The organism is Pseudomonas sp. QL9 (assembly GCF_041409665.1).
GTDB classification, from domain to species: Bacteria; Pseudomonadota; Gammaproteobacteria; order Pseudomonadales; family Pseudomonadaceae; genus Pseudomonas; species Pseudomonas knackmussii.
Window position 1 is genome coordinate 2,420,873 of record NZ_CP166971.1, and the last position, 16,417, is coordinate 2,437,289.

14 protein-coding genes are annotated in these 16,417 nt (G+C 65.9%); 3 read left to right on the top strand and 11 right to left on the bottom strand.

Features of this window, described 5'->3' with window-relative positions; genetic code table 11:
• Positions 1 to 21 precede the first annotated feature (21 nt).
• From ACA097_RS11515 to ACA097_RS11560, 10 genes are all read right to left on the bottom strand, one after another.
• Positions 22 to 1,608, bottom strand: a complete 1,587-nt coding sequence (locus ACA097_RS11515) for an ArnT family glycosyltransferase (protein ID WP_371370191.1) — start codon at positions 1,606 to 1,608, stop codon at positions 22 to 24.
• 3 nt (positions 1,609 to 1,611) lie between these two features.
• On the bottom strand, positions 1,612 to 2,349 hold the full coding sequence (locus ACA097_RS11520; protein WP_043248297.1) for a glycosyltransferase family 2 protein: 738 nt from the start codon (positions 2,347 to 2,349) through the stop codon (positions 1,612 to 1,614).
• 45 nt (positions 2,350 to 2,394) lie between these two features.
• Positions 2,395 to 3,393 (bottom strand): NAD-dependent epimerase, encoded by a 999-nt coding sequence (locus ACA097_RS11525; RefSeq protein WP_160285520.1) that lies wholly within the window; start codon positions 3,391 to 3,393, stop codon positions 2,395 to 2,397.
• Between the two features lie 309 nt (positions 3,394 to 3,702).
• Complete coding sequence (gene glmS / locus ACA097_RS11530) at positions 3,703 to 5,538, bottom strand: glutamine--fructose-6-phosphate transaminase (isomerizing) (protein WP_371370192.1); 1,836 nt, start codon at positions 5,536 to 5,538, stop codon at positions 3,703 to 3,705.
• A gap of 12 nt (positions 5,539 to 5,550) precedes the next feature.
• The gene (locus tag ACA097_RS11535; protein ID WP_371370193.1) at positions 5,551 to 6,321 is read right to left on the bottom strand and encodes a DeoR/GlpR family DNA-binding transcription regulator; all 771 of its coding nucleotides are present in this window, start codon (positions 6,319 to 6,321) and stop codon (positions 5,551 to 5,553) included.
• A 241-nt stretch (positions 6,322 to 6,562) separates the two neighbouring features.
• The gene (locus ACA097_RS11540) at positions 6,563 to 8,416 is read right to left on the bottom strand and encodes a diguanylate cyclase (RefSeq protein ID WP_371370194.1); all 1,854 of its coding nucleotides are present in this window, start codon (positions 8,414 to 8,416) and stop codon (positions 6,563 to 6,565) included.
• Positions 8,416 to 9,276, bottom strand: a complete 861-nt coding sequence (locus ACA097_RS11545) for an endonuclease/exonuclease/phosphatase family protein (RefSeq protein ID WP_160285517.1) — start codon at positions 9,274 to 9,276, stop codon at positions 8,416 to 8,418. The genes ACA097_RS11540 and ACA097_RS11545 overlap by 1 nt, the downstream gene beginning before the upstream one ends.
• 11 nt (positions 9,277 to 9,287) lie before the next feature.
• Positions 9,288 to 9,929: a thiol:disulfide interchange protein DsbA/DsbL gene (locus ACA097_RS11550; RefSeq protein WP_160285516.1), complete on the bottom strand. Its 642-nt coding sequence runs from the start codon at positions 9,927 to 9,929 to the stop codon at positions 9,288 to 9,290.
• Between the two features lie 154 nt (positions 9,930 to 10,083).
• Positions 10,084 to 10,689: a cytochrome c gene (locus ACA097_RS11555; RefSeq protein ID WP_043248287.1), complete on the bottom strand. Its 606-nt coding sequence runs from the start codon at positions 10,687 to 10,689 to the stop codon at positions 10,084 to 10,086.
• 43 nt (positions 10,690 to 10,732) lie between these two features.
• Positions 10,733 to 11,023 (bottom strand): cytochrome c5 family protein, encoded by a 291-nt coding sequence (locus tag ACA097_RS11560; RefSeq protein WP_043256799.1) that lies wholly within the window; start codon positions 11,021 to 11,023, stop codon positions 10,733 to 10,735.
• A 188-nt stretch (positions 11,024 to 11,211) separates the two neighbouring features.
• Here ACA097_RS11560 and yihA point away from each other — a divergent pair, with 188 nt between their 5' ends.
• Entirely contained in the window at positions 11,212 to 11,880 is a 669-nt protein-coding gene (yihA, locus tag ACA097_RS11565) for a ribosome biogenesis GTP-binding protein YihA/YsxC (protein ID WP_160285515.1), read from the top strand.
• A gap of 263 nt (positions 11,881 to 12,143) precedes the next feature.
• Here the strand turns inward: yihA and polA are convergent, their stop codons facing one another.
• Positions 12,144 to 14,885 (bottom strand): DNA polymerase I, encoded by a 2,742-nt coding sequence (gene polA, locus ACA097_RS11570; protein WP_371370195.1) that lies wholly within the window; start codon positions 14,883 to 14,885, stop codon positions 12,144 to 12,146.
• Between the two features lie 74 nt (positions 14,886 to 14,959).
• Between polA and ACA097_RS11575 the strand changes: the two genes are divergently transcribed.
• A complete protein-coding gene (locus tag ACA097_RS11575; protein WP_043248281.1) occupies positions 14,960 to 15,250 on the top strand; it encodes a DUF2782 domain-containing protein in 291 nt (96 codons plus the stop codon).
• Positions 15,251 to 15,284: 34 nt separating this feature from the next.
• The gene (locus ACA097_RS11580) at positions 15,285 to 16,235 is read left to right on the top strand and encodes a homoserine kinase (protein WP_043248279.1); all 951 of its coding nucleotides are present in this window, start codon (positions 15,285 to 15,287) and stop codon (positions 16,233 to 16,235) included.
• Positions 16,236 to 16,417: the final 182 nt, after the last annotated feature.

Genomic DNA, 16,417 nt, shown 5'->3' on the forward strand with positions numbered 1-16,417 from the left:
CCGGTATGCCGGCGGGTAGACTCAGGACAGCGGCTTCTTCCAGGCGAATTCGTGAATCGAGTACTGGCTGTCGTCGTGGCACTGGCCGTTGTCGGCATCCTCGCGCACCAGGAACCAGTCTTCCTCGTGGTGCCCCGCCACCGGCTTGGCAAGTTCGCGGCGGAAGCAGCGGTCGATGTCATCGGCACGCACCATGGCCACGGCCTGGGGATGCTGGCGCAGCCACATCGCCGCCTTTTCCGCCTGGCTCGGCGTATCCAGGCCGAAATGCACGATCGGCTGCTGGGCGTAGAGCCAGTGACCTTCGCGCCAGTTGGTCAGGACCAGTTCGGCACCCTGCGACTCGCGGGCCACCTCGGCCATCAGCTGCTGACGATCGTTGCCGCCGTCGCGCAGCGGCTCGATGAAGCCACGGGCGAACCAGGCGACGAACCAGACCACCGCCACGCCGACGAAGATCTTCCGCGCCCGCGGGCGGCCGGCGAACCAGCGGCGCAGCAACCAGGGCATCAGCGGCGCGATGGCCAGCACCAGACCGGGCAGCGCCGGGAAGATGTACAGCTTGCGTTTGCCCGAGCTGAGAGTGAAGAACAGCAGCACCAGCGCCACCCAGCCCAGCAGGACGAGGAAGCGGCCCTTGTGCTTGCCCAGCTCGCGGCGCCAGGCCGGCACCATCCAGGGCAGTGTCAGCAGCAGCGGCAACCAGTACTGCGGGATGACCTTCACGAAGAAGTACCAGAACGGCTCCTGGTGCTGCCACGCATTGGCATAACGCTTGGCGGTCTGCTGCAGGAGGATGTCGTTCAGGTAGGCACGACCGTCGGCGCCACCGTCGAGCCCCGCCCAGATCAGCATCGGCGCCAGCCACACGGCAATGGCGGCTAGCGTCACCAGCAAGCCCAGCCACCAGCGGCCGGCCTGGCCCGGCATGCGCACCACGCCGGACCAGCCACGCCGCACCGCAAATGCATAGGGGATGAGCAGCAGGGCCGGGAGGAAGCCCACGCCCTTGCTGATGATGCCCAGGCCCATGGCCGCGCACGCCAGGTAGTACCAGCGCCAGGCGGGGCCGAGCAGCAGGTGGCGGAGCAGGCCGTAGAGCGCCAGGGATATCCACAGGAACAGCAGGCCGTCGATGCCGCCGTCGCGCAGCACCGCGTGGGTCTGATAGGTGGCCAGGAACAGCAGCCCGGCGATCAGGCCGACGCGGCGGTTCCACAGGCGCCGGGCGATGTCGTAGAGGCAGGCGGTGCCGACGATGCCGGCGAAGAACGCCGGGAGGAACAACGCCAGCGTCGGCTTCACGCCCAGGCGCACGAGCGAGCCCACCAGCCACATGAACAGCGGCGGCTTGTCGCCGTAGATTTCACCGGCGCGGTGCGGCACCAGCCAGTTGCCGGTCTGCAGCATCTCCAGGGCGACGCCGAGGAAACGCTCCTCGTCGACGTTGCTCGGCACCCGCAAGCCCAGGCCGGCGCCCAGCAGGAGCGCGGCGAGCAGCAGGAGCAGCCAGGGGTTGCGTTGCAGGCGGGACCACAGCGAGCCAGGGCCGCTCTCGGCCCCCGCAAGCCGGCTCAGCGGACGTTGCGAATCGCCGGTGCCGGCCATGGATCAGCGCTCCAGTTCGCGGGCGGTCACGTCCAGGCGGGTACGGCGGATCAGCCACCAGACACCGAACAGGTCGAGGATGCCGACGAGCGCGCGGTCCAGGTTGCCGTACTTGGAAACCCCGGCGCTGCGCGGACGGTGGTTGACCGGGTGCACGCGCATGCTGCCCTTGTGGCGCTGGATCAGCGCGGGGATGAAGCGGTGCATGTGGTCGAAATACGGCAGGCGCAGGAAGGCTTCGCGCTCGATCACCTTGAGACCGCAGCCGGTGTCCGGGGTGTGGTCGTTGAGCAGCTTGCCGCGCAGGCGGTTGGCGAAGCGCGAGGCCCAGCGCTTGCTGGCCGTGTCCTTGCGGTTCACGCGGTGGCCGGCGATCAGCTTGAGGTCGGCCGGGCAATCGGGGGCGCGGACGATGGCGAGCATGCCGGGGATGTCCGCCGGGTCGTTCTGGCCGTCGCCGTCGAGGGTCGCCAGCCACTGGCCGCGCGCCGCTTCGGCAGCGTGGAAGACCGAGGTGCTCTGCCCGAGCGAACGCGTGTGGCTCAGCACGCGCAGTTGCGTGTAGCCGTCGCGCTGCATGTCCTGCAGCACGGCGCGGGTGTTGTCGGTACTGCCGTCGTCGACCACGAGCACTTCGAAGTCCTCGCCGCTCAGCGCCTGGCGCACTTCGTTGAGCAGCGTGGGGAGGTTCTCGGCCTCGTTCTTGGCCGGGATGAGCACCGATACGTAGGGGTTGGACATACTTCTGCCTACCTTGAAATCTGGAGTTGTCGTCAGGCGCCGCGCTCAGGCTGGGGAGCGTGCGGCGCCGTCCTCGTAATAGTCGCGATACCACTGCACGAAGCGCTCGATACCGACTTGCAGCGGCGTGGCGGGGCGGAAACCGGTGCGCTGCGCCAGGGCATCTACATCGGCCCAGGTCTGCAGGACGTCGCCCGGTTGCAGCGGCAGGTAGTTGCGGATCGCCTTGCGCCCCAGCGCCCGTTCCACGCACTCGACCATGTCGAGCAGGCGGACCGGCTCGCCACGGCCGATGTTGTAGAGCGCCGCCGGGGCCTCGCCCTGCTCGCCGACCTGCGGCGGCAGCGCCTGGATACGGCACAGGCCTTCGACCACGTCATCGACGTAGGTGAAGTCGCGGGACATCTCGCCGTTGTTGTAGATATCGATTGGCTTTCCATCGAGGATCGCGCGGGTGAACTTGAACAGCGCCATGTCCGGACGGCCCCAGGGGCCGTACACAGTGAAGAAGCGCAGCCCGGTCACCGGCAGGCGGTAGAGGTGCGCATAGGTATGCGCCATCAGCTCGTTGGCCCGTTTGGTCGCGGCATACAGCGACACCGGCTGGTCCACGGGCGCATCGGTGGTGAACGGCATCGGCGTATTCATGCCGTACACCGAACTGCTCGAGGCGTAGACCAGGTGCCCGACGGCGTTCTGCCGGCAGGCTTCGAGAACGTTGACGAAGCCGACCAGGTTGGAGTCGGCGTAGACCCCCGGCTTTTCCAGCGAATAGCGCACGCCGGCCTGCGCAGCCAGGTGGATCACCCGCTCGAAGCCTTCGCGGCGGCACAGTTCGGCCAGGCCCTGGGCGTCGGCGAGGTCGAGGCGCTCGAAGCGGAAATTGGCGTGACGACGCAGCAGGTCGAGGCGGGAATGCTTGAGTTCGACGCTGTAGTAGTCGTTCAGGTTGTCCAGGCCGACCACGTCGTGGCCTTCGCGGCACAGGCGATCGGCGGTGTGATAACCGATAAAGCCGGCAGCGCCGGTAACGAGGAATTTCATCGGATAGCGCCCCCAGCAAGCGCCGCTGAACGGGTCGGGAGGCTTCCGCCAGAGGGCGGGAGAAGTCTGTCTTTCATGCGTCGCCAGAAGATTGAGCAGTTGTTGTGACCGACTTGCCGTCGGTTCTTGGTCATGCTCGTCCGGGCTCTCGTCCCAATCCGGGGCATTCCGCACTCCCGGTACGACCGGTGGGCTGAGCCTGGCGTATCAATCTGACAGATTAGAGAAGGATTAGTGAAAGATTTGTAAACATCAAAAAAAATTCCCCGACATCGGCGCCGGCAGCCAGGGCTGCCGGCGCCGCCCGGATCACTCCACTGTTACCGACTTGGCCAGGTTGCGCGGCTGGTCGACGTCGGTGCCCTTGAGCACGGCGACGTGGTACGACAGCAACTGCAGCGGCACCGTGTAGAGGATCGGCGCCAGGCAGTCGTGAATCGACGGCATGCTCACCACACGCGTCCCCGGACCGTTGCCCAGGCCGCTGTTTGCCTCCGCGAAGACGATCAGCTCGCCGCCACGGGCCCGCACTTCCTGCAGGTTGGACTTGAGCTTCTCCAGCAGCTCGTTGTTCGGCGCCACCGTGACCACCGGCATGTCGGCGTCGACCAGGGCCAGCGGACCGTGCTTGAGCTCGCCGGCCGGGTAGGCCTCGGCGTGGATGTAGGAGATCTCCTTGAGCTTGAGCGCACCTTCCATCGCCACCGGGTACTGGGTGCCGCGGCCGAGGAACAGGGTGTGGTTCTTCTCGGCGAACAGCTCGCTGACCTTCTCCACCACCTTGTCCATCGCCAGGGCTTCCTCCAGGCGCGTCGGCAGGCGGCGCAGGGCCTCAACCAGCTCGGCCTCGATGCCCGCTTCCAGGCGCTCCTGCACCTGGCCGATGGCCAGGGTCAGCAGCAGCAGGGCAACCAGCTGGGTGGTGAATGCCTTGGTCGAGGCCACGCCGATCTCCGGGCCGGCCAGGGTCAGCAGGGTCATGTCCGACTCGCGCACCAGCGAGCTGGTGGCGACGTTGCAGATCGCCAGGCTGGAAAGGAAGCCCATCTGCTTGGCACTGCGCAGCGCGGCCAGCGTGTCGGCGGTCTCGCCGGACTGCGAGATGGTGACGAAGAGCGCGTCAGGCTGCACGGCCACCTTGCGGTAGCGGAACTCGCTGGCCACTTCGACCTGGCAGGGAATGCCGGTCAGCTCCTCGATCCAGTAACGCGCCACCAGGCCCGCATGGTAGCTGGTGCCGCAGGCGACGATCTGCACGTTGCGCACCTTGGCGAACAGCGCCGCGGCGTCCGGGCCGAAGTTCTCCACCAGCACGCGCTGGGCGCCCAGGCGACCTTCCAGGGTGCGCTGCACCACGGACGGCTGCTCGTGGATCTCCTTGAGCATGAAGTGGCGGTAGGCGCCCTTGTCGGCAGCCTCGGCGCCGTCGTGGTAGCGCACCACTTCGCGCTGCACCGGATTACCGGCGACATCCCACATCTGCACGCTGTCGCGGCGCAGTTCGACGATGTCGCCCTCTTCCAGGTAGATGAAGCGGTCGGTGACCTGGCGCAGGGCCAACTGGTCGGAGGCGAGGAAGTTCTCGCCCAGGCCCAGGCCAACCACCAGCGGGCTGCCGCTGCGCGCGGCGAGGATGCGGTCCGGCTGGTCCAGGCAGATCGCCGCCAGGCCGTAGGCACCGTGCAGTTCCTGCACTGCGGCCTTCAGTGCCAGGGTCAGGTCGCCCAGCTCGCGCAGGCGCAGGTGCAGCAGGTGGACGATGACCTCGGTGTCGGTCTGCGAAGTGAAGACGTAGCCTTCGCCCTTGAGGAAATCGCGCAGCTCCTCATGGTTCTCGATGATGCCGTTGTGCACCACCGCCACGCGGTCGTGGGAGAAGTGCGGGTGGGCGTTGGCCTCGCTCGGCACGCCGTGGGTGGCCCAGCGGGTGTGGGCGATGCCCAGCGCGCCGCTGAGCGGCTGCTCGGCAAGTGCCTGTTCCAGGCTGGCGACCTTGCCCACGCGGCGGCGGCGCTCGAGCCTGCCGGCAACATCGATCAGCGCCAGGCCGGCGCTGTCGTAGCCGCGGTATTCGAGGCGCTTGAGGCCTTCGACGAGGATGGGAGTGACGTTACGTTCAGCGATGGCGCCGACGATTCCACACATGGGGAGTTCTCCTTAGTCCGTGCAACGCGCGCGTACGACAGTGACGCCGCGTGCTTCTATCCGGGCGCACGCCTCGTCGCTGAGGCGTTCGTCGGTGATCAGGGTCTGGATGCTGCTCCACGGCAGCTCCAGGTTGGGCATGCGCCGCCCGAGCTTGTCCGCCTCGGCCATGACGATCACCTCGCGGGCGACTTCCGCCATGACCCGGCTCAGCCCGAGCAGCTCATTGAAAGTGGTGGTGCCGCGCTCGGGGTCGAGGCCCGCGGCGCCGATGAACAGTTGATCGAAATCGTAGGAACGCAGCACCTGCTCCGCCACCTGGCCCTGGAAGGACTCCGAATGCGGGTCCCAGGTGCCGCCGGTCATCAGCAGAACCGGCTCGCGCTCCAGGTCGCGCAGGGCGTTGGCGACGTTCAGCGAGTTGGTCATCACCACCAGGCCCGGCTTGTGGCCCAGTTCGGGGATCAGCGCCGCGGTGGTGCTGCCGCTGTCGATGATGATCCGTGCGTGTTCGCGAATGCGCGCCGCCGCCTCGCGGGCGATGGCCTGCTTGTAGGGCGACAGCGGCGGGCTGGACTCGCCGAGCAGCTCATGGGGCATCGGTACCGCGCCGCCATAACGGCGCAGCAGCAGGCCGTTGCTCTCCAACGCCGCCAGGTCCTTGCGGATGGTGACTTCGGAGGTGGCGAAGCGCCGCGCGAGGTCATCCACACTTACCTCGCCCTGCTGGCTGAGCAGGGCAAGGATGTCGTGGCGGCGCTGGGGCGTGTTGCGTTTCGACATGAAGGATTTGGTTTCGATTCGTAAGTTATAGGTGCGAATCAAAACCCAGGATCTTTCATTCGTCAAGTTCGGAAGATGGAAGGTTGCGCGTAGGGCGTACAACCGTTCGCGGTTGCACGCCGCCTCACCTAGCGTATCGGCAGCTCCATGACGGAGCCTGTCGAACCCATCATTGCCAGGTCCATCTCCGGGCAGCCACGGCTAAACGACGTATAACGCGGAGCGTTATGCGCCCTACGCCTCAGCCCAATTCCAGGCGATTGCGCCCGCTGCGCTTGGCGCGGTACAGGGCCTGGTCGGCGCGCTCGAAAGCGGCGTCGTTGCGCTCGCCGCCCTGGAAGGCTGTCACCCCGATCGAGCAGGTGATGCTCAGGGGTTCGCCCTTGAAGTGGAAGGGGATCTTCTCCACCGCGCCGCGCAGCGATTCGAGCAGTTGGCGCCCGCCGTCGAGCGACGTGGACGGCAGCAGCACGACGAACTCCTCGCCGCCAAAGCGGGCGATGAAGTCGGTCTTGCGCAGGCGCTTGGCCAGCTCGCCGGCAATGATCTTCAGGACCTTGTCGCCGGCCAGATGCCCGAAGTCGTCGTTGATGCGCTTGAAGTGGTCGACGTCGAGCATCGCCAGCAGCAGCTCGCCACCGAAACGCTGCACGCGCGCCACCTCCAGTTCCAGGCGTTCGCTCAGCGCGGCGCGGTTGGGCAAGCCGGTGAGCGGGTCGGTCAGCGCCTTCTGCCGCTGATCCTCGATGTTCGCCTGGAAGGTCTGTGCCTCTTCTTCCATCGAGGCGACACGCGCAACCAGCGCCTGCAGGCGCTCGCCTGCCTCGCGCTCGCGCACCTCGCGCTCCTGGCGGTGCCGCTCGATGCTGCCAAGCAAGCCTTCCAGGCGCTCTTCCACCGAGCGTTTCAGGGAGTCCAGGTCGGTAGCCTGCTGCACGCTGTCCTGCAGCCCGCTGACCTGGTGACGCAATTCGGCGTCGAGTTCGCGGGCGCTGGCGGAACCTTCGTCCTGCCCCTGGCGCACGGCGCCCAGGCTGTCGAGGAAGGTGCTCAGGCGCTCGTTGAGCTGGTGCAGATAGCCTTCGAAGGCCTGCTGGCCGCTATCGTTCAGCGCCAGCACGAGCACGGCCAGGTCATCCAGCACCGGCACCAGTTCATACCAGTTCATGCTGCCCTGGATGCGTCCGCGCAGGGCTTGTGCCTGGGGCTTGTGCGAGCTCGGCAGCTGCAACTGGTCGAGCAGGTTCAGCAGACTGGCCTCGATGTGCGGCGCCACGGCGCTATAGCCGGGTTCGGGCATGGGCGGCAGGGCATAGCGCTGCTCGCCTTCACCATCCAGCAACACCGGGCGCGAGGCGCTCGGAATCAGTTCGGAAGGCAGCGGCAAGGCATCCAGCACGGAAGACAACACTGGTGCGGCTGGCGCGATTGGCGCAGGGCGCTCGGGCTCCGACGCGGCTGCCTCGGTTTGCTCTGCGCGTACCTCTGGCGCTGCGACGACGGGCGCGGGCTCTTCGGAAGGCGCCTTGGCGGCATCCGGGGTCGCACCGCCTTCCTCATCTTCATCGCGAGCGCCGAATAGACGCTGCAGCAAGCCCGGACGCGGCCCGCCGGTAGTCGCGGCCAGCTGGTCGAGCACCCGCCGTTGCAGGTTGCCCAGTTCGCCCAGCAGCACCGGTATCTCGCGCGACTGGCTGGCGCGGGCCTCGAGGTCGCGGGCGAAGAGCTTCAGCGGCAGGCGCACGTCGCGCGGCAGCTCTTCCAGGCTCATCAGTTGCTGGGCCAGTTGGGTCAGCGCGGCGACGTTCTGCTTCACCCGCTGCTGGCGGCGCTGCTCGGAGTCCAGCACGGTCTTTTCCAGCCGCGGGATCAGCCGAGCGAGGCCAGAGTCGATGTCCTTGCGGCGCAGCAGTTCGCGTAGCTCCTGCATGCACTGGTCGACCGCCTTGTCGCTGCCCTCAGCCGCCAGGCTGCTGCGCACCAGGCCACGGCGCATGAGGTCTACGCGTGCCTCCCAGCGTTTCTCCAGGCGTTCCTGCTGCTCGATGTTGGCGAGGTACTTCTCTTTCCAGCGCTGTGTATCGTCGCGGCTCATCAAACGCCTCTGAGAGAAAGCGCGGAGTCGTCCCGGCAAGCAGCCGGCAGGCGGATCTCCACGGCCACGGGCAGGTGGTCGGAAATCGGCTGCGGCAACACGCTGACCCGCTCCAGGGCCAGCTCGGGGCTTAGCAGAATGTGGTCCAGGCAGCGCTGCGGACGCCAGCTGGGGAAAGTGGCCTCGACCTGCGGCGCGATCAGCCCGAGGTCGCGTAGCGGCGAGCTTTCCAGAAGATCGTTGGCATGGGTGTTCATGTCGCCCATCAGCACCTGGTGCCGGTAACCCTGCAGCAGCTCGCGGATATAGGCGAGCTGGCGGGTGCGGGTACGTGCGCCGAGGGCGAGGTGCATCATCACCACGGCCAGGGCGTTTTCGCCTTCGCCGAAGCGCATGAGGATGGCGCCGCGTCCGGGCGGGCCCGGCAGCGGATGGTCTTCCAGCAGACTCGGCTGCAGGCGGCTGAGCAGCCCATTGCTGTGCTGCGCCAGGCGCCCGAGGTTGCGGTTGAGCTGCTGGTACCAGTAGGGGAAGGCACCCAGCTGGGCCAGGTGTTCGACCTGATTGACGTAGCCGGAACGCAGGCTGCCGCCATCGGCCTCCTGCAGGGCCACCAGGTCATAGCCGGCGAGCAGGTCGCCGATGCGCTGCAGATTGCTGGCGCGCCCGGCAGCCGGCAGCAGGTGCTGCCAGCTGCGGGTCAGGTAGTGATGGTAACGCTCGGTGCTGATGCCGACCTGGATGTTGAAGCTGAGCAAGCGCAGGCGCCCGTCACCGGGATAGGTGCGCGCGCCCCCCTGGGGATTGACCCGCGTGGAGCGGGCCCCCGCTACACGCTGCTTGCTCGACCGGTGCAGCATCGGCAACTACCTCACTGGGCGCCTTTGGCCGCGTCGCGTTCCTTGGCGATCAGGAAGTCGGCGAGCTCCAGCGCCTTGTCCGGGCCGCCAGCCGAGCCGATGTCGAAGCGGTACTTGCCATTGATGACCATGGTCGGTACGCCGCTGATCTGGTAGGCCATGGCCAGCTTCTTGTCCTTCTCGATCTGGCCCTTGATGGCGAACGAATCGTAGGTACTGAGGAACTTGTCCTTGTCTACGCCCTGGGCGGCGAGGAAGTCGGCCATTTCTTCCGGAGTCGCCAGCTTCTTGCCTTCCTTGTGGATGGCATCGAATACGGCGGTGTGGACCTTGTGCTCGACGCCCATGGCATCGAGGGTCAGGAACAGCTGGCCGTGAACGTTCCAGATACCGCCGAACATGGCCGGAATGCGGTGGAAGTTGACGTCAGCCGGGAGTTTGGCGATCCACGGGTTGATGCTCGGCTCGAAGGCATAGCAATGCGGGCAGCCATACCAGAACAGCTCCACCACCTCGATCTTGCCGGGCTGCGACACCGGAACCGGTGTGCTCAGCACGGTGTACTGCTTGCCAGCTTCGAACTCGGCGGCTTGCGCGCTGAGACCGAACAGGCCGGCGAAAGCCAGTACGGCGGTGAAAATCAGGTTACGCATAGTTCACTCCTTAGCGGGATCGGGTACCGCGACGCGGCGGGCCTTGGACCTGGGCCCGGGGAAACGGTTTCAGCATTGTAGTGGCGACAGATGCGAAAAAGGGCGGCCTGGGCCACCCTTTTTTCTTTACCGGCGAACAACCCGGCGCGAGGCCTCAGTGGAGGCCTTCGATATAGCTCGAGATGGCCGCGATGTCCTTGTTGGACAGCTTGGCGGCGATGCTGCGCATGATCATGCTGTCGCCGTCGTTGGTGCGCTCGCCTTCGCGGAAGTTGGTCAGCTGCTTCGCTACGTAGGCGGCATGCTGGCCGCCCAGACGCGGGAAGCCGGCGGGCACGTTGCCCACGCCGTTGGGCGCGTGGCAGCCGATGCAGGCAGGCATGCCTTCGGAGAGCTTGCCACCGCGGAACAGCTCTTCGCCGTGGGCGACCTGCTTGGGATCGGCCGCGCCGATGCTCATGTTCTGGCTGGAGAAGTAGGCGGCGATGTCTTCCATGTCCTGATCGCTGACGTTGTTCAGGATGCCAGTCATTTCCAGCACGGTGCGCTTGCCGCTCTTGATGTCATGCATCTGCTTGAGCAGGTACTTGTCGCCCTGGCCGGCCAGTTTCGGGAAGTTGGGCGCCGCGCTGTTGCCGTCCGCGCCATGACAGGCGCCGCATACGGCAGCTTTCGCCTGACCCGCTTTGGCATCGCCTGCGGCGTGGGCCAGGCCGGTCAGTCCCAGGGTCAACAGCAGACTCACGATAATTTTGTTCATCAGCTAATCCATTACGGCTATGAGTGTTAGAGAGTGGCCCAGGCTATTTGGACATCCACTGGATGATCGCCTTGTAATCCTCGGCGCTGCAGTCCGTGCACAAGCCGCGTGGCGGCATGGCGTTGAAGCCGTTGGTAACGTGCTGCACCAGAGTGTCCATGCCCTTGTCCAGGCGTGGTTTCCACGCTGCCGCGTCACCCTTCTTCGGGGCCATCGGCAATTGACCGGCGTGGCAGGCGCCACAGGCACGGTTGAATACCGCTTCGGGATCCTGAGCCGCCTGGGCACTGGAAGCCAGCGCAACGACTGCGGCTGCGAACAGCAGTTTCTTCATGATCATCCTCATCGGGAGGGAACGTCCGCGTTCTTCTTGCACGGCCGGTTGATTTTCGCGTTCCCGTGGCGCCCGACCCTGGGGGATAAAGCGCACACAAAATCCGCGGCATTATATACTTCGGCAATCGAAACGGAAACGAAACCGGCCGCCGCGACACCTAGTCGCACCCGCCGCGGAAGCACTCAATGTCCCTCAAAACCCCTGCGAAAAACCCCATCCTCGGCCTGTGCCAGCAAGCCACTTTCCTCATCAGCGCCGCCAAGGTCGACCAGTGCCCGGAAGACGCCGGCCTGGAGGTCGCTTTCGCCGGCAGGTCCAATGCTGGGAAGTCTAGCGCGCTAAATGCACTTACCCATGCCAATCTCGCGCGCACCTCGAAGACCCCCGGGCGTACGCAGCTGCTGAACTTCTTCCGCCTGGACGACCAGCGCCGCCTGGTCGACCTGCCCGGCTACGGCTACGCCAAGGTGCCGATCCCGCTGAAGCTGCACTGGCAGCAACACCTGGAGGCCTACCTGAGCAGCCGCGAGAGCCTCGCCGGCGTGGTGCTGCTGATGGATATCCGCCATCCGCTGACCGATTTCGACCGCCTGATGCTCGACTGGGCCCAGGCCAGTCGCCTGCCGATCCACGTTCTGCTGACCAAGGCCGACAAGCTCGCCTACGGCGCGGCGAAGAACGCTTTGCTGAAGGTGCGCAAGGAAATCCTCGCCGGCTGGGGCGATGTCGCCACGCTGCAGCTGTTCTCGGCGCCCAAGCGCCAGGGTGTGGAAGAGGCACAGCTGGTCCTGGCCGGTTGGCTGGGGCTGCTTGAGGAAGGGGAAGAAGAGGAAGCATCCGGCGTCGAGGGCTGACGCGCGGACAAAAAAAACCCCGAGCTTCGTATGGGGAGGGGGAAGTTCGGGGTTTAAGTCCGGACCGCTAGGGCGGGGTCCTGGATTCTGCCAACACTAAACACTGCAAAGGAGCATCGAAGGGCTTCTCCAGCCATTCACAAGTTCTGACCTACGCCCTTGCAGGAAAGTTCAGCCCGTCACAAAGAAATTTCCTATTCCCCCATTTCCGGGCCTTGACAGTAGCGCCAAAGGCCCCGGAATTCGGGGCCTACGACCGTTCGTCAGTGGGCTTCATCCCAATTGGAACCGCTGCCGGTTTCGACGATGAGCGGTACCTCAAGACGGGCAGCCCCGCCCATCAGCTCACGCAATTTGGCCGATACGGCTTCGATTTGTTCCTCGCGCACTTCCAGCACCAGTTCGTCGTGCACCTGGAGGATGACGCGCGCGTCGACGCCGCTTTCCTGCAGCCAGTTATCCACAGCCACCATCGCCAGCTTCATGATGTCCGCGGCGGTGCCCTGCATGGGCGCGTTGATCGCCGTGCGTTCGGCCGCCTTGCGCATGACCGCGTTTTTCGAGGCGATTTCCGGCAGGTACAGCCGACGCCCGAACAGCGTCTCGACGAAGCCCTGCTCCGCAGCCTGCACGCGAGTGCGTTCCATATAGGCCAGCACGCCCGGATATCGCTCGAAGTAGCGGTCGATATAGGCCTGCGCTTCCTTGCGGTCGACGCCGATCTGCTTGGCCAAGCCGAATGCGCTCATGCCGTAGATCAGCCCAAAGTTGATGGCCTTGGCACGACGACGCTGCTCTGCAGTGACTTCTTCCAGCGCAATGCCGAGGACCTCGGCTGCTGTAGCGCGGTGCACGTCGCGGTCGTGGCGGAAGGCGTCGAGCAGGCCTTCATCCATGGCCAGGTGGGCCATGATGCGCAGCTCGATCTGCGAGTAGTCGGCGGACACCAGCTTGTAGCCCTTGGGCGCGACGAACGCCTGGCGGATGCGCCGGCCTTCGGCGGTGCGGATCGGGATGTTCTGCAGGTTCGGGTCGGTGGACGATAGCCGCCCGGTGGCCGCCACGGCCTGGTGGTAGCTGGTGTGGATACGCCCGGTGCGCGGGTTGATCTGTTCCGGCAGCTTGTCGGTGTAGGTGCTCTTGAGCTTGCTCAGCGAGCGGTACTGCATGATCACCTTGGGCAGCTCGAAGTCCTGCTCGGCGAGGTCGGCGAGGACGTTCTCGGCGGTCGACGGCTGGCCGGTAGCGGTCTTCGCCAACACTGGCAGGCCGAGCTTCTCGTAGAGGATGGCGCCGAGCTGCTTGGGCGAGCCGAGGTTGAACTCCTCGCCACCCAGCTCGAAAGCCTTGCGTTCCAGCTCGACCATCTTTTCGCCGAGTTCATGGCTCTGCAGCCCGAGCAGGTGCGCATCGACCAGCGCGCCATTGCGCTCGATGCGCGCCAGCACCGGCACCAGCGGGATTTCGATGTCCTGCAGCACCTTGGCCAGCGAAGGAATGGCCTGCAGCTTTTCCCACAGGGTGCGGTGCAGACGCAGGGTCACGTCGGCGTCTTCCGCCGCGTAGGGGCCGGCCTGCTCCAGGGCGATCTGGTCGAAGGTCAGCTGCTTGGCGCCCTTGCCGGCGATGTCCTCGAAACGGATGGTGCTGTGGCCGAGGTACTTCAGCGCCAGGCTGTCCATGTCATGGCGGGTCGCCGTGGCGTTCAGCACGTAGGACTCGAGCATGGTGTCGAAGGCCACGCCCTGCACCGCGATGGGCGTGCTGGCATTGGCCAGGACATTGATGTCGTACTTGGCGTGCTGGCCGACCTTGGCTTTCTTCGGGTCTTCCAGCAGCGGCTTGAGGGCGCGCAGCACGGCGTCGCGATCCAGCTGGGCGGGCACGCCCATGTAGCTGTGCGCCAGCGGCACGTAGGCAGCCTCGCCCTCTTCCACCGCGAAGGAAACGCCCACGAGTTGCGCCTGCTGGGCGTCGATGCTGGTGGTTTCGGTGTCGAAGGCGAAGAGCTCGGCGGCCTGCAGTTTCTTCAGCCAGGCGTCGAATGCGGCCTGCTCCAGCACCGTCTCGTAGCGTGCTTCGGCTTGCGCGGGCGCCTCTTCAGCCGGTGCTTCGCCGGCATCCTTGGCTTCGCGCAGGAGGTCGTCGAGCCAGTTCTTGAACTCCATCTCGCGGTACAGCTCGATCAGTGCCTCGCGGTCCGGCTCGCCCGGATGCAGCGCGTCGATCTCGACGTCCAGCACGACGTCGGTCTTGATGGTCGCCAGCTTGTAGGAGAGGTAGGCCTGCTCGCGGTTCTCCTCGAGCTTGGCCGGCAGGCCCTTGGCGCCGCGGATCGGCAGCGCGGGGACCTTGTCGAGGTTGGCGTAGAGCACGTCGAGGCCGCCGCCCACTCCGGTGAGCAGACCCAGCGCGGTTTTCTCGCCGACACCCGGCACGCCGGGAATGTTGTCGACCTTGTCGCCCATGAGCGCCAGGTAGTCGATGATCAGTTCAGGACCGACACCGAATTTCTCCTTCACGCCATCCACGTCCAGCGTGCTACCGGTCATGGTGTTGACCAGCGTAATGTGCCCGTCGACCAGCTGCGCCATGTCCTTGTCGCCAGTGGAGATCACCACCGGGCGCGACAGCGCGGCGCTGCTGCGGGCAAGGGTGCCGATCACATCGTCGGCTTCCACGCCTTCAACGCACAGCAGCGGCAGACCAAGCGCACGCACCGAGGCATGCAGCGGCTCGATCTGCACCCGCAGCTCGTCCGGCATCGGCGGACGGTGCGACTTGTACTCGGCGAACAGCTCGTCGCGGAAGGTCGGGCCCTTGGCGTCGAAGACCACCGCGAAGGGGCTGCCGGGATATTGCCGGCGCAGGCTCTTGAGCATGTTCAGCACCCCCTTCACCGCACCCGTGGGCATGCCCTTGGAGGTGGTCAGCGGCGGCAGGGCATGGAAGGCGCGGTACAGGTAGGAAGAGCCGTCCACGAGGACGAGGGGTGCTTGACTCATGAGGGGAATCAACCTTTTCCGGAGGCCAGGGGCTAGAATGACCCTAGCCAATTCGACAAAGGAACAAGGTTATCATGCGCAGTTCGAAACGCTGGTTGTTGGCCGCCCTGCTGGCCGCTGCACCCCTTGCTGCTCTGGCCGCCGACGAGGCAGCGCCGACGCCCGAACCCGACGTGACCATCCGCCAGGAGGGCGACAAGACCATCCAGGAATACCGCATCAACGGATTCCTCTATGCCATCAAGGTCACGCCCAAGCATGGCAAGCCGTATTTCCTGGTGCGCCAGGATGGCAGCGACGGCAACTTCATCCGCTCCGACCAGCCGGAAAAGCTCATCCCCCAGTGGCAGATCTTCAGCTGGTAATCCATTCACCGTTTAGCGCTCACGAGGTCTGAGCATGTCGGTATTCACCCCTCTCGAGCGCTCCACCCTGGAAGCCTTCCTCGCCCCCTACGGCCTCGGCCGCCTGCACGACTTCCAGGGCATCAGCGAGGGCTCGGAGAACAGCAACTTCTTCGTCAGCCTGGAGCAGGGCGAATTCGTCCTGACCCTGGTCGAACGCGGCCCCGTGCAGGACCTGCCGTACTTCGTCGAACTGCTCGACCTGCTGCACGAAGCCGACCTGCCGGTGCCGTACGCCCTGCGCACCCGCGACGGCGAGGCGCTGCGCCAGCTCGAAGGCAAGCCGGCGCTGCTGCAACCGCGCCTGCCGGGGCGCCACGAGCGCCAGCCCAACACGCACCATTGCAGCGAGGTCGGCACTCTGCTGGCGCGCTTGCACCTGGCCAGCCGCGAACACGTCATCGAACGCCCCAGCGACCGCGGCCTGAGCTGGATGCTGCATCAGGGCGAGGCGCTGTCCTCGCACCTGGCGCCCGCGCCGCGCGAGCTGCTGGACAGCGCCCTGGAAGAGATCGCCCGTCTGCTCGCCGAGCAACCCGAACTGCCGCGCGCCAACCTGCACGCCGACCTGTTCCGCGACAACGTGCTGTTCGACGGACCGCACCTGGCCGGGGTGATCGACTTCTACAACGCCTGCTCCGGCTGGATGCTCTACGACCTGGCGATCACCGTGAACGACTGGTGCTCCCACGCCGACGGCACCCTCGACGGCCCGCGCGCCCGCGCCCTGCTAGGCGCCTACGCCAGCCGCCGCCCCTTTACCGCGCTGGAAGCGGAGCTATGGCCGGAAATGCTGCGCGTGGCCTGCGTGCGCTTCTGGCTTTCCCGCCTGATCGCCGCCGAAGCCTTCGCCGGGCAGGATGTGCTGATCCACGACCCGGGCGAGTTCGAACGTCGCCTGGCGCATCGGCAGAAGGTGGAGATTCATCTGCCGTTTGCGTTGTAAGCGGACGTAGGGCGTACAACCGTTCGCGGTTGTACGCCGATATACCTGTAGCGGCAGGCGAGGCTTTTCGTAGGAGCGGACCTTGTCCGCGATAGCCTATGTTTCGGCGCGGATCGCGGATGAGATCCGCTCCTACGGTGTGGTTGGGCGCGCGAAGCATGGGGCGTAAAGATCTGAATTGG